Consider the following 10,841-nt stretch of genomic DNA (forward strand, 5'->3'; position numbering starts at 1 on the left):
ACTCTCTCAATAAACTATCAGGGAATAATAGGGCGCTGTACCAGCTCGTAATTCCGCTGGGCCCATTGCAGTCGCTCAACGCGATCGCACGCACACCCATTTTTCCAATTCTCATCCCATCTTCGCCGCGCCTGTCTTTCGATCGATCGGAGAGTAAAAATAGTCATGGTTATGGATTTAGATGAAAGAAAGTTTGCCGTCAGGCAGTTTTACGAGCAGTTTTGGAAAGCGAACCCTGAAGTGACTTTATACGAGACAGTAGTTTGTAATAAATGCCCTGACGTTTGCCCAATTTATCAAAAAATTGCCAGTCTTAAATTGTTGGCAAAGTTTGTTAGTTCAGGTTTTGATTGTGTAGAAATCCAAAGAGCGCAGCAGAATATTCCTCAAGCTGTTTCTGATGCTTTCGAGCGTCACTTCTGGTATTCCCAGTGGACGATTAGTGAATTATGTCTGGTAAAAATTCCGATTGCTGGACAAGACACATTTTTTTTGTTCGTTGCAGGCTTGTGTGATGATGGTTGGGAAAACAATACTAGCTTTATCGAAATTTTTTCCGAGGGAGGTGAGTTTATCGGCGCAACAGATTTGTTCTCCGGTCGAGCAGTGAAATGGAGAGAAACACAATTCACCAATCAGGACTATCAATACATTACAGGTGAGCCTCCGCCTCCTTGGCCTAGAGATATTTCTAACGATATATCATACGACGAACCTTTATCGCCCGAAGCAATGCTCGCAGAGAATTTGTCCTGCCTGTCATTAGAGATAGTTTACTATTATGAGCCTTTCTGGTCAGAAGAAATGCTCTGGCAATCTGCTGTAAAAATTGAGTATGAAGGGGCAGTTATTCGTTATGTTGTTGGTGAAATAAATTAATATAAGACTGAGTTTATATTGTAATACATAAAAAATTAATTGCTTGAAATAGCGATCGCCACTAGGATCGATAAAAAAATCCTCTGCGGTAAAATGAGGAAAAAAAACACGGATAATTCCCAGATGAACGATCGCTCCTCAGCAGATTTGATATCTGTGACAGAGTTACACCGCCAGCTTAATGACTTACTCCAGCAACTATCACCGGAACGATTACAGGTGCTTGCTGATTTTGCGGCTTACTTAGCAAATGCTGAAAGCGAAGCTGCAACTCAAGAACTTTTGGCAATTTCTGGATTGCTAGAGCGAGTTAAGCAAAATCAAGCAACCCCTAAAACTGATTACACAAACTGGAAAAGTCTTCGATCTGATGTATGAAGTTCTTCTGTATTCTGATGCTCAAAAGGTTTATGTCAATGCTGACAAAGCCCTAGCGAAGAAAATTGCCCGATGTTTAGAACAGATAGAATAAACTCCCCGATCGCACCCTAATATTAAAGCCCTCAAAGGAGATTTTGCAGGGTACTATCGCTACGGAATTGGGGACTGCAGAGTCATTTACTCGATCGAGGATGAAGTCGTGCAGGTATTTTTTGTGGCGCGATCGCCCATCGCAGTGAGGTGTATGAAGCATGAGGGCGAGTGAGTCAGCCCAGCAACAAGAGCGATCGATTTAATCACTAAACGGGCGATCGATCGCAGTTCCAACTGGATTCGCCGTCAATAAATTCTCTCTACTGCTCAAACTATTTATGTCAAATAACCGCGATCGCGCTTCCTTAATCGATCGCTCTTTTTCTTTCAACAACTGCTTCTCCCGTTCTACTCGTTGCTCGATCGGGTATTTATAAGAAGTCGTGCCGATCGACTGCTTAAACCACAGATGAGCGAAAAGTCCGTTAAGATTATCTGTTTTTAGCCGAGATGAGGCAAGCAAAATGGTGGGCTTTGTTGGTAAGTGCAAACGATCGCCGATCGAGGTACCACACATCACTGCAACCGACCTTATGCTAAATTATTGTTGGAATTACAAGCGATCGCCAGCGCCAGCAGAAAAGGAGGATATGCAAAAATGGGTAAAGGCAGGTTAGAAGCGTTCAGCGACGGTGTAATCGCCATTCTCATCACCATTATGGTGCTCGAATTGAAAGTGCCCCATCAAGCTGATTTAGCTGCGCTGCGTCCGCTAGTTCCAGTATTTCTGAGCTATGTACTCAGTTTTATTTATCTGGGTATCTACTGGAACAACCACCATCACTTGTTACAGGCGACTCGGCACGTCAATGGTAATGTCTTGTGGGCTAATCTGCATCTGCTGTTCTGGTTGTCACTGATTCCCTTTGTCACTGCCTGGACAGGCGAAAACCACTTCGCGGCCTGGCCAGTTGCGCTTTATGGCACTGTGCTGTTGTTGGCTGCGATCGCTTACTTCATTCTTACTCGTGTCCTTATTTCTTACCACGGTAAAGATTCTACTCTGGCAATTGCACTTGGGCGAGACTTTAAGGGTAAGGTATCAGTAGTGATTTATGCTGCCGCAATCCTGCTTTCCTTTGTGAACTCGTTGTTTGCTTTCATGCTGTATGTTTTAGTTGCGATCGTGTGGCTGATCCCCGATCGGCGTATTGAGAAGATACTGACTTCGTGAAGAATATTAGGGGGAGTTTAACGCTCATTCTCCGTCTTACCAATTACCAATTACTAATTACCAAATGACGACTTTCATGCAGAAAGCGACATCGATATCCTAGTTGCTTTTGCCCCCACAGCCAACTGGAGTCTACTCGATCGCGCCAAAATGCAGGAAGAACTCGAAGCACTGCTAAGCAGACCAGTTGATTTAATCAGTAAACAGGCGATCGAGCGCAGTTCCAACTGGATTCGCCGTCAATAAATTCTCTCTACCGCTCAAACTATCTATGTCAAATAGTCGCGAGCGTCAGCGCCCGAACAACTGGCTGTACCATTAAATCCATTGTCAGCAGTTTCAGAAACCCAACTCGCTACAATTAAACTATTGATTTTCTCTCCCACATCATAATTGCGATTCCGTCTGGATTTAGCCCCCAAGATTACCTTTCCCTCGAACGCGATAATATCATCCGATATGAATATCGGCATGGTTTAGTCTACGCAATGGCCCGAAGTAGCGATAATCATAGCCGTCTCAGTATTAATCTTTTAACCGCAATTAATCTTCACCTGCGTGATGGCGACTGTCAGTTTTTTTCCGGTGATGTCAAGGTGAATTATGCCGATGCGTTTTTCTACTATCCAGATGCCTTTGTCACCTGCGATCCGCGCGATCGCAACGATCGTTATGTGAAGCGCTATCCTAAATTAATTGCCGAAGTGCTATCCCCTTCCACTAAAAACTTCGATTGTAGCGATAAGTTGGCAGATTATCAACAGCTTAAATCCTTGGAAGAATATGTTTTAATCTCCCAGGATGAGATGCGGGTAGAGTGTCGCCGTCAGGTGCAAGATGAGAACGGGGAACGTTGGGAAACGGTAGTTTATGGTGCGGCAGATAGAGCGATATTTCAGAGTATACAGCTTGATGTGGCGATCGAGGAGCTATATCGCGGTGTGAGTTTGGGGCGGTAGTCGATCGCGATACACAAAGAACACCCGCTGTCTGACGACAACATAAAAAATTGCGATCGCCCTTTCGCTGCATCACCAGCGCGATCGCCCTGATTGTAATCGCTACTCCAATTTAACACGCTTTTCCCATTAGTAGACCTAAATAATGTATGATGATCGCCAAACCTTAAGCCACAAAAACTTCTGTGTTAGAAGCCTTCGTATTTGCCACCATACTGTGCGGATTTTTTGGTATCATCCTCAAAAAGAACCTGGTAATGAAAATCGTCTCTATGGACGTGATGAGTACCGGTGTAATTGCCTATTATGTCGTGATTGCATCCCTCAATGGCTTGTATACCCCAATTATGGGAGAAGTCAAAAATAGAGCTTACGCCGATCCAGTCCCCCAGGGGATCATCTTAACGGCGATCGTCATCGGCTTTTCAATTCAAGCCCTGATGCTGGTGGGTGTGATGAAGCTAGCACGAGACAATCCCACGTTGGAAACCAGCGAGATTGAAAAAAATAACACGCCCTAAAACCCATCAATGAATATCCTGACGATCGCTTGGCTGACACTACCATTTTTTATCGGGTTCGTGATTGCTCTCATCCCAAAGCTTGACAAATATCTCGCCTTGGGCATCACCTTTGTTTCGGCTGGCTACGCGCTGCTGCTATTTCTCGAACAGTCACCCGTTAAACTACAGTTACTAGATAATTTCGGTGTCGAATTAGTCGCAGATAATTTAAGCGCCTACTTTATCTTAACAAATGCGATCGTAACTGCTGCGGTAATTTTCTACTGTTGGGACGGCGATAAAACAGCTTTCTTTTACTCTATGATGATTATTCTGCATGGGAGTATCAATTCTCCGTTTGTCTGTGCAGATTTTGTCAGTTTATATGTCGCCTTAGAAGTCAGCGGGATTGCTGCTTTTCTGTTAATTGCCTATCCTCGCACCGATCGCTCTTTATGGGTAGCTTTGCGCTATCTATTTATCAGCAACACCGCCATGCTATTTTATCTGGTGGGAGCTGCGCTAGTATATCAAACCCATAATTCCTTTCTGTTTGAGGGTTTAAAAGGTGCGCCGCCAGAAGCTTTAGCCCTGATATTTCTAGGATTGTTGATTAAAGGGGGGATTTTTGTATCGGGATTGTGGCTGCCGCTAACTCACTCAGAATCAGAAACCCCAGTCTCAGCATTACTATCAGGAATTGTCATCAAAGCCAGTATTTTACCTCTCTTGCGCTGTGCTTTAATTTCCGACGATATTGGTAATATCGTCAGAATATTTGGCGTAGCAACAGCTTTAATGGGGGTCTTTTTTGTGATCTTTGAAAAAGACACAAAACGGATGTTAGCCTTCAGCACAATTTCCCAGTTAGGCTTTATTCTCGCAGCGCCAGAAGTAGGGGGGATTTATGCGCTGGGTCACGGTTTAGTGAAATCAAATCTGTTCTTGATGGCCGGCTCATTACCAAGTAGAAACTTCAAAGAACTGCAATCTAAGCCGATCGGCTATAACCTCTGGATTCCCCTAGTTATCGCCAGTCTCTCGATTTCCGGTTTTCCATTGTTGGCAGGATTTGGGTCTAAAGTGTTGACATTAAAAAGTGTAGCACCTTGGCAGGAGATCCCGATGAATATCGCTGCACTTGGCACAGCCATAGCCTTCGCCAAATTCATCTTTCTGCCCCGTGGAGAAAAACAAGAAATCAAAATCGGTTTGTGGCTAGCGATCGCACTTTTAACTAGCGGGCTAATTATCGCAAATGTGGTGTACTTAGAAGCTTATACGGTTGAGAGCATCATCAAAGCCATTGGCACGATCGCGATTGGGTGGCTGATTTATGTTTTAGTTATTAAACGGTTGGCGATCGATCTGCCGCGCGTAGCTGAGCAATTTGAGCATCTGATCGGTGTAATGACTCTAAGTTTGATCGTACTCTTTTGGATGGCACTAGCATGATTGGAACTTTGATATTACGATTGACAATTTGGTTTTTGCTGACTTCCGATCTGAGTCCAGCAAATATCATCATTGGTGTGCTGATTGCCTTTCTTCTCCCCCGTGGCTATACATCCCCGGAAAGGTTTAAGGATTGGCTAAAAATGATTAAAAAAATTCTGATTGCGATTCCAGTAGCATACATTGAAGCTTTTCAAATTATTGTCAATCCCCACAACGGAGAAGACATGATTCTGGAACGGGTAAAACTCAAAAGGTCGCCGATCATGATATTTTTGGATGTATTTGTGATTACCTTTACACCCAAAACAATTGTTGTGAGACACAACCACGCAGGTTCCTACGAAGTCCACAGGGTTCTGCCGACGAGGGAAAATCCATGAACTTGGTACTAATTGCAATGATTGCAGCTATGCTCATCCCCATGTACGAAGCATGGAAGGATGATGATATTTGGCAGAAAATGCTGGCATTGGCCAGTATTTCCACAAAGGCAGGAATTATGACTTTGTTCATATCTGTCTTGCGCGATGATTGGATGATTGGCGCTGTGGGGGCGATTATCCTCACCGTAGGAAATGCGGGATTAATGCTGTTGGCACATATCATAAAACGACTGGACGACCTATGATAATTGATGTTTTGAGTTATTTCTTGATGGTTGTAGGAGTATTCTTCTGGTTTTGGGGAACTTCTCACCTACTCGGGAAGCGATCGGTATTATTTAAGTTACACAGTCTTTCAGTTTCCGATACCTTGGGATCGATGGCGATCCTCGTGGCGCTGCTGCTACAAATACCCAGTGAATGGCCACTGCTAATTTTGGCGATTATTTCCTTAGCAATTTGGAATACAATGCTGGGGTATGTTTTTGCACACTGTTCGAGTGACGGGGAAGAAAATCAGACGGAGTTTCCACCGGAGATATTATGAATGATGATAGCTACATTTATATTTTAACTGCACTGTTGCCCTTGGCTGCTTGTATGGTAGTAGTTCAGGTGAATCCCTACCACGCCCTAGTCATTCGGGGCATATTAGGTGCGATCGCAGCGTTGATCTATTCAGTGTTTGGGGCTGCAGATGTGGCTTTGACAGAAGCATTGATGGGTACGATGCTGGCAATAACGCTTTATGCGGTGGCGGTGCGATCGTCCTTGGTGATGCGTTTGGGCGTGTTGGAAGAGGAGAAAGTCGAGTCTCAGGGCGATGTTTTAAAAGTAGTGTTGACGGTAGAGAGTCCCCGCGATTTTAACTCCTTGATGAAGGATTTTCGCCGAATTTTTAGCAAGTATTATCTCCGCATTGAGGTAGTACCTTTTACAAGTTTGGAGGCTTTACACCGCGCCCTGATGGAGAAAGAAATTCATGCAACTTGTGTGCCTGTGCTAGATAGTGATGCCACGGGTGGGGCAGAAACAAAACATTATCTAACTGTCACGAGAATCCAGCGGCTGTATGACATCATGCAGCCTGAAATTTCCTCAATAAACACGAGTCTCGATTATAAACTTGCTTCAGGTTCAGGGGAGGATTATCAATGAAATGGGTTTACATTGCGGCGGGGATATTGCTTTACATCAAAATGCTATTTTTTGCCAATCCAACGTCAGGTGTATCGGGATTGGCAATAGTAGAATTGATTGTCAAGGATAGTGGGATTCCGAATGCAGTCTCGGCGATTATTTTCAGAAATCGGCTGTATGACACGATTTTTGAAGTGGTGGTATTTACGATCGCCATTATGGGAGCTAAATTTCTGTTGGCTACAGAAAGACCGTCCTGCACAATTTATCAGTTTACCGATCAACCATCTATTATTTTATCTCGTTTAGGAGCGACTATTTCGGCTTTAGTGAGTATTGAATTGTCACTGCGGGGGCATTTGACTCCGGGGGGCGGTTTTGCGGCGGGTGTAGCGGGCGGAACTGCGATCGGCTTGGTAGCAATTACTTCATCATCCGAGTGGATGCAGCGGATTTATGAAAAATGGCAAGCGGCGAGATGGGAGAAGATTTCGGTGCTAGTTTTTATTCTTTTGTCTGCGATAACTTTATGTGGGATAGAGTTGCCACATGGAGAGTTTGGAGCATTAATTAGTGGTGGGTTGCTTCCTTTGTTGAATATTTTGGTGGCGCTGAAAGTTGCCTTGGGCTCGTGGGCGGTGGTGTTAGTTTTTATCCATTATCGCGGCTTGTTGTGATGGATTGTAGCATTCATAATTGCTTGGCAGGAGCGATTAAAATGCTGGCTACTTGAGAAATAGAAATCTCTATTAAACTTCTCCTCAAAAGCCTGTAAAGAGCAGGCAGGATGCCTGCTTTACAACAATTATTGGAGGTGTCTGCTGTAGACTGGGGAAAACCAGTCTCATCAAAGGGCGATCGACTAATATCCTGTCCGGTGGATTAGCCGCAATAAATAAAGTCCGCACTACGAACCTGGTTAATCGATCGGATATGATATAACTCGCCGGCAAACATATTTCCATCCCCGATCGACTTTTTGATTCAGTTTTTGATGCGATTGAAAAAAATAACACGCCCTAAAACCCATTAATGAATATCCTGACGATCGCTTGGCTGACACTACCATTTTTTATTGGGTTCGTCATTTATTTACTCCCCAAGCTTGACAAATATCTCGCCTTGGGTATCACCTTTGTTTCGGCTGGCTACGCGCTGCTGCTATTTCTCGAACAGTCACCCGTTAAACTACAGTTACTAGATAATTTCGGTGTCGAATTAGTCGCAGATAATTTAAGCGCCTACTTTATCTTAACAAATGCGATCGTAACTGCTGCGGTAATTTTCTACTGTTGGGACGGCGATAAAACAGCTTTCTTTTACTCTATGATGATTATTCTGCATGGGAGTATCAATTCTCCGTTTGTCTGTGCAGATTTTGTCAGTTTATATGTCGCCTTAGAAGTCAGCGGGATTGCTGCTTTTCTGTTAATTGCCTATCCTCGCACCGATCGCTCTTTATGGGTAGCTTTGCGCTATCTATTTATCAGCAACACCGCCATGCTATTTTATCTGGTGGGAGCTGCGCTAGTATATCAAACCCATAATTCCTTTCGTTTTGAGGGTTTAAAGGGTGCGCCGCCAGAAGCGTTAGCCCTGATATTTCTAGGATTGTTGATTAAAGGGGGGATTTTTGTATCGGGATTGTGGCTGCCGCTAACTCACTCAGAATCAGAAACCCCAGTCTCAGCATTACTATCAGGAATTGTCATCAAAGCCAGTATTTTACCGCTGTTGCGCTGTGCTTTAATTTCCGATGATATTAATCAGATCGTCAGAATTTTTGGCGTAGCGACGGCTTTAATGGGAATCTGCTATGCCGTCTTTGAAAAAGATACAAAACGGATGCTGGCTTTTCACACAATTTCGCAGTTAGGGTTTATCTTGGTGGCACCGGCAGTGGGTGGAGTTTACGCGCTGGCTCACGGTTTGGTTAAATCAACTCTATTTTTAATTTCCGGTTCTTTACCAAGTCGGAACCTTAAGGAATTACAATATAAACCCATAGATCCTAACCTTTGGATTGCCTTAGTTATCGCCAGCCTGTCGATTTCGGGCTTTCCCTTGTTGGCAGGATTTGGGGCTAAAGCATTGACAATCAAAAATCTAGCAGATTGGCAGGTAATCCCGATGAACATTGCTGCTGTTGGTACAGCTATATCCTTCGCCAAATTTATCTTTATCCCGCGTGGAGAAAAACAGAAAGTCCAGCCTGGATTGTGGCCGGCGATCGCACTTTTAATTAGCGGGCTAATTATCGCAAATGTGGTGTATTTAGATGCTTATACGATTGAGACAATCATCAAAGCACTGCTGACGATCGCGATTGGTTGGCTGATTTATGTTTTATTTATTAAACGGTTGGCGATCGCACTGCCGCGTGTAGCTGAGGAGTTCGATCATCTGGTGGGTGTGATGAGTCTGACTTTGCTGGTACTCTTTTGGATGGTGCTAGCGTGCATTATCGGGCGCGAAGCTACCTTCTAGGGGAATAATGGTCGATCGCACGCAGGTAATACAGCAGATTCCATGTTGGTGCAGCAAGCTGTTGCGACATTTAAATTATCTGACAAAAAACGATCGAACAATGAGCGGGCCGTTGCTCCGACTGGGCGCAGCACGTATAATTTAAATGCGTTACAGTCGAGGCCAGAAACGGGGTTTACCGATCGCCCATCCGTTGACAAGCCCAACACTCTAAAAAACCCGGTTTCTATATCTATAGCGGTTTTCAAGCGTTGTGAAGTACGAAAAAGCGATCGGGTGATCCATACCCGATCGAACAAGAGCAACTCACATTAAGGAGAAATGCTATAGAATATGCTGTCTAGTTAAACTTCGGACTTCTCTGCTGGCGATTCCGGTAATACAACTTCTGAATCATTTGGATTGAGAGCAATTTCCGAGGATTCGGCAATCTCCAACGCCTCGGGAGTGCGCTTAGAAAATCCCCAAATAAACATCAAGGCGATAGAGGAAATTAGCAGCCACTGGGGAGGTACTAAACTGTCGTCAATTACTCTCACCAACAATCGCATTCCCACCAAGCCAACTGTAATGTAGCCCGCATCTTCTAGGTGTACGAACTCATCGAGCCAGCGGATGAACAATTCCGCCATAAATCGCAGGGTGATAATTCCAATTGTGGCTCCAGTAACCACCAGCCAGATTTCGTCAGAAATGGCGATCGCAGTAGTAACGCTATCCAAAGAAAATGCTAAATCTGTCATAGCAATCACTGGAATTGCTTGCAGCAGAGAGCCAAATCTAGGCCCTTGATCTTCTCCCTCTGCATCAGGATTTGAGGAGAAGTGCTGGAAAACTAGCCACAGCAGGTACAGCGCCCCCAGCAGTTCAAATTGCCAGAACTTGATCACCCAAGTCGCTGTTAGAATTAGTGCTACTCGCAGTACAAAAGCAATTATTAAACCGTAATTGAGAGCCTGTTGCTGTTGTTTTGGATCTTCCAAACCTTTAGAAATAGATGCCAAGGCGATCGCGTTGTCAGCGGAAAGTACAGCCTCCAAAGCCACCAAAACTAACAATAAGAAAAAGGTATCAACTCCCAAATTGGGCGAACCTTCAAGAAATTGATCTATCATTAACTATTTTCTGCACCTAAGATTTGCAAGCTAAGAGCGCAGCACAAATCACCGGCTCTATTTAAAATTAGTGTCACCTTCACTTATCTTAACCTATGACGGTAAATTTGTCGCGGGCGATCGCGCTTAAGCAAGTTCGGCAACGGATTCTCTAAGGGATTTAACGGATTTAACCTATGGATGTTGAGCCTAAAAGTCGAGCATGACGATTTTTCCGACTCCCATCTCCCCCTGTCTCTTATACACACTGACGCTGCCGACGAGGCCTC

The 10,841-nt window shown here is 44.3% G+C and carries 18 protein-coding genes and 1 pseudogene; 13 read left to right on the forward strand and 6 right to left on the reverse strand.

The features are described from left to right. Positions 1-17: 17 nt before the first annotated feature. Positions 18-167 carry a hypothetical protein gene (locus tag IQ263_RS16665; RefSeq protein ID WP_194068519.1) on the reverse strand — a complete coding sequence of 50 codons (150 nt, stop codon included), beginning with the start codon at positions 165-167 and terminating at the stop codon, positions 18-20. Between the two features lie 4 nt (positions 168-171). Here IQ263_RS16665 and IQ263_RS16670 point away from each other — a divergent pair, with 4 nt between their 5' ends. Together IQ263_RS16670 and IQ263_RS16675 are read left to right on the forward strand one after the other, a co-directional pair. After that, the gene (locus tag IQ263_RS16670) at positions 172-879 is read left to right on the forward strand and encodes a hypothetical protein (protein ID WP_228050109.1); all 708 of its coding nucleotides are present in this window, start codon (positions 172-174) and stop codon (positions 877-879) included. A 93-nt stretch (positions 880-972) separates the two neighbouring features. Continuing rightward, positions 973-1,257 (forward strand): hypothetical protein, encoded by a 285-nt coding sequence (locus tag IQ263_RS16675; RefSeq protein ID WP_194068521.1) that lies wholly within the window; start codon positions 973-975, stop codon positions 1,255-1,257. Between the two features lie 76 nt (positions 1,258-1,333). On the opposite strand, the gene IQ263_RS16680 is transcribed toward IQ263_RS16675, so the two are convergent. Together IQ263_RS16680 and IQ263_RS16685 are read right to left on the reverse strand one after the other, a co-directional pair. After that, positions 1,334-1,513, reverse strand: coding sequence for a hypothetical protein (locus IQ263_RS16680; protein WP_194068523.1), 180 nt, complete (start codon positions 1,511-1,513; stop codon positions 1,334-1,336). 39 nt (positions 1,514-1,552) lie between these two features. After that, the gene (locus tag IQ263_RS16685; protein ID WP_194068525.1) at positions 1,553-1,873 is read right to left on the reverse strand and encodes a hypothetical protein; all 321 of its coding nucleotides are present in this window, start codon (positions 1,871-1,873) and stop codon (positions 1,553-1,555) included. Positions 1,874-1,900: 27 nt separating this feature from the next. Here IQ263_RS16685 and IQ263_RS16690 point away from each other — a divergent pair, with 27 nt between their 5' ends. Together IQ263_RS16690 and IQ263_RS16695 are read left to right on the forward strand one after the other, a co-directional pair. Beyond that, on the forward strand, positions 1,901-2,527 hold the full coding sequence (locus IQ263_RS16690) for a TMEM175 family protein (RefSeq protein WP_228050110.1): 627 nt from the start codon (positions 1,901-1,903) through the stop codon (positions 2,525-2,527). Between the two features lie 78 nt (positions 2,528-2,605). Then, positions 2,606-2,773 (forward strand): annotated as a pseudogene (locus IQ263_RS16695) (nucleotidyltransferase family protein); the annotation flags it as partial. A 23-nt stretch (positions 2,774-2,796) separates the two neighbouring features. On the opposite strand, the gene IQ263_RS16700 reads toward IQ263_RS16695, so the two are convergent. Continuing rightward, on the reverse strand, positions 2,797-3,000 hold the full coding sequence (locus IQ263_RS16700) for a hypothetical protein (RefSeq protein ID WP_194068527.1): 204 nt from the start codon (positions 2,998-3,000) through the stop codon (positions 2,797-2,799). Here IQ263_RS16700 and IQ263_RS16705 point away from each other — a divergent pair. The 9 genes from IQ263_RS16705 to IQ263_RS16745 all read left to right on the forward strand — a co-directional run bounded on the left by IQ263_RS16705 (position 2,977) and on the right by IQ263_RS16745 (position 9,457). Beyond that, the gene (locus IQ263_RS16705; protein ID WP_339384875.1) at positions 2,977-3,486 is read left to right on the forward strand and encodes a Uma2 family endonuclease; all 510 of its coding nucleotides are present in this window, start codon (positions 2,977-2,979) and stop codon (positions 3,484-3,486) included. The two genes, IQ263_RS16700 and IQ263_RS16705, sit on opposite strands and share 24 nt — an antisense overlap. Before the next feature lie 185 nt (positions 3,487-3,671). Continuing rightward, positions 3,672-4,007: an NADH-quinone oxidoreductase subunit K gene (locus tag IQ263_RS16710; protein WP_194009618.1), complete on the forward strand. Its 336-nt coding sequence runs from the start codon at positions 3,672-3,674 to the stop codon at positions 4,005-4,007. A 9-nt stretch (positions 4,008-4,016) separates the two neighbouring features. Further along, positions 4,017-5,444, forward strand: coding sequence for a cation:proton antiporter (locus tag IQ263_RS16715; RefSeq protein WP_194068529.1), 1,428 nt, complete (start codon positions 4,017-4,019; stop codon positions 5,442-5,444). Further along, entirely contained in the window at positions 5,441-5,827 is a 387-nt protein-coding gene (locus IQ263_RS16720; RefSeq protein WP_194068531.1) for a Na+/H+ antiporter subunit E, read from the forward strand. The genes IQ263_RS16715 and IQ263_RS16720 overlap by 4 nt, the downstream gene beginning before the upstream one ends. Continuing rightward, the gene (locus IQ263_RS16725; RefSeq protein WP_194068533.1) at positions 5,824-6,075 is read left to right on the forward strand and encodes a hypothetical protein; all 252 of its coding nucleotides are present in this window, start codon (positions 5,824-5,826) and stop codon (positions 6,073-6,075) included. The genes IQ263_RS16720 and IQ263_RS16725 overlap by 4 nt, the downstream gene beginning before the upstream one ends. Then, positions 6,075-6,377: a monovalent cation/H(+) antiporter subunit G gene (locus IQ263_RS16730; protein ID WP_194068553.1), complete on the forward strand. Its 303-nt coding sequence runs from the start codon at positions 6,075-6,077 to the stop codon at positions 6,375-6,377. The genes IQ263_RS16725 and IQ263_RS16730 overlap by 1 nt, the downstream gene beginning before the upstream one ends. Further along, positions 6,374-6,988, forward strand: a complete 615-nt coding sequence (locus IQ263_RS16735) for a DUF4040 domain-containing protein (protein ID WP_194068535.1) — start codon at positions 6,374-6,376, stop codon at positions 6,986-6,988. Before IQ263_RS16730 ends, IQ263_RS16735 begins: the two co-directional genes overlap by 4 nt. Further along, entirely contained in the window at positions 6,985-7,647 is a 663-nt protein-coding gene (locus IQ263_RS16740) for a Na(+)/H(+) antiporter subunit B (RefSeq protein ID WP_194068537.1), read from the forward strand. The genes IQ263_RS16735 and IQ263_RS16740 overlap by 4 nt, the downstream gene beginning before the upstream one ends. Before the next feature lie 355 nt (positions 7,648-8,002). Continuing rightward, a complete protein-coding gene (locus IQ263_RS16745; protein ID WP_194068539.1) occupies positions 8,003-9,457 on the forward strand; it encodes a cation:proton antiporter in 1,455 nt (484 codons plus the stop codon). Here IQ263_RS16745 and IQ263_RS16750 read toward each other — a convergent pair. Then, entirely contained in the window at positions 9,454-9,705 is a 252-nt protein-coding gene (locus IQ263_RS16750) for a hypothetical protein (protein ID WP_228050112.1), read from the reverse strand. The genes IQ263_RS16745 and IQ263_RS16750 overlap by 4 nt on opposite strands. A gap of 96 nt (positions 9,706-9,801) precedes the next feature. Continuing rightward, the gene (locus IQ263_RS16755) at positions 9,802-10,572 is read right to left on the reverse strand and encodes a TerC family protein (RefSeq protein ID WP_194068542.1); all 771 of its coding nucleotides are present in this window, start codon (positions 10,570-10,572) and stop codon (positions 9,802-9,804) included. Between the last annotated feature and the right edge of the window lie 269 nt (positions 10,573-10,841).

This window comes from Tychonema sp. LEGE 06208 (assembly GCF_015207505.1).
GTDB lineage: Bacteria > Cyanobacteriota > Cyanobacteriia > Cyanobacteriales > Microcoleaceae > Microcoleus.

Bases quoted from the DNA above. Each gene is read 5' to 3' on its own strand.
- IQ263_RS16665 (WP_194068519.1), bottom strand. From the start codon at position 167: ATGACTATTTTTACTCTCCGATCGATCGAAAGACAGGCGCGGCGAAGA.
- IQ263_RS16670 (WP_228050109.1), top strand. From the start codon at position 172: ATGGATTTAGATGAAAGAAAGTTTGCCGTCAGGCAGTTTTACGAGCAG.
- IQ263_RS16675 (WP_194068521.1), top strand. From the start codon at position 973: ATGAGGAAAAAAAACACGGATAATTCCCAGATGAACGATCGCTCCTCA.
- IQ263_RS16680 (WP_194068523.1), bottom strand. From the start codon at position 1,513: ATGCTTCATACACCTCACTGCGATGGGCGATCGCGCCACAAAAAATAC.
- IQ263_RS16700 (WP_194068527.1), bottom strand. From the start codon at position 3,000: ATGCCGATATTCATATCGGATGATATTATCGCGTTCGAGGGAAAGGTA.
- IQ263_RS16715 (WP_194068529.1), top strand. From the start codon at position 4,017: ATGAATATCCTGACGATCGCTTGGCTGACACTACCATTTTTTATCGGG.
- IQ263_RS16720 (WP_194068531.1), top strand. From the start codon at position 5,441: ATGATTGGAACTTTGATATTACGATTGACAATTTGGTTTTTGCTGACT.
- IQ263_RS16725 (WP_194068533.1), top strand. From the start codon at position 5,824: ATGAACTTGGTACTAATTGCAATGATTGCAGCTATGCTCATCCCCATG.
- IQ263_RS16735 (WP_194068535.1), top strand. From the start codon at position 6,374: ATGAATGATGATAGCTACATTTATATTTTAACTGCACTGTTGCCCTTG.
- IQ263_RS16740 (WP_194068537.1), top strand. From the start codon at position 6,985: ATGAAATGGGTTTACATTGCGGCGGGGATATTGCTTTACATCAAAATG.
- IQ263_RS16745 (WP_194068539.1), top strand. From the start codon at position 8,003: ATGAATATCCTGACGATCGCTTGGCTGACACTACCATTTTTTATTGGG.
- IQ263_RS16755 (WP_194068542.1), bottom strand. From the start codon at position 10,572: ATGATAGATCAATTTCTTGAAGGTTCGCCCAATTTGGGAGTTGATACC.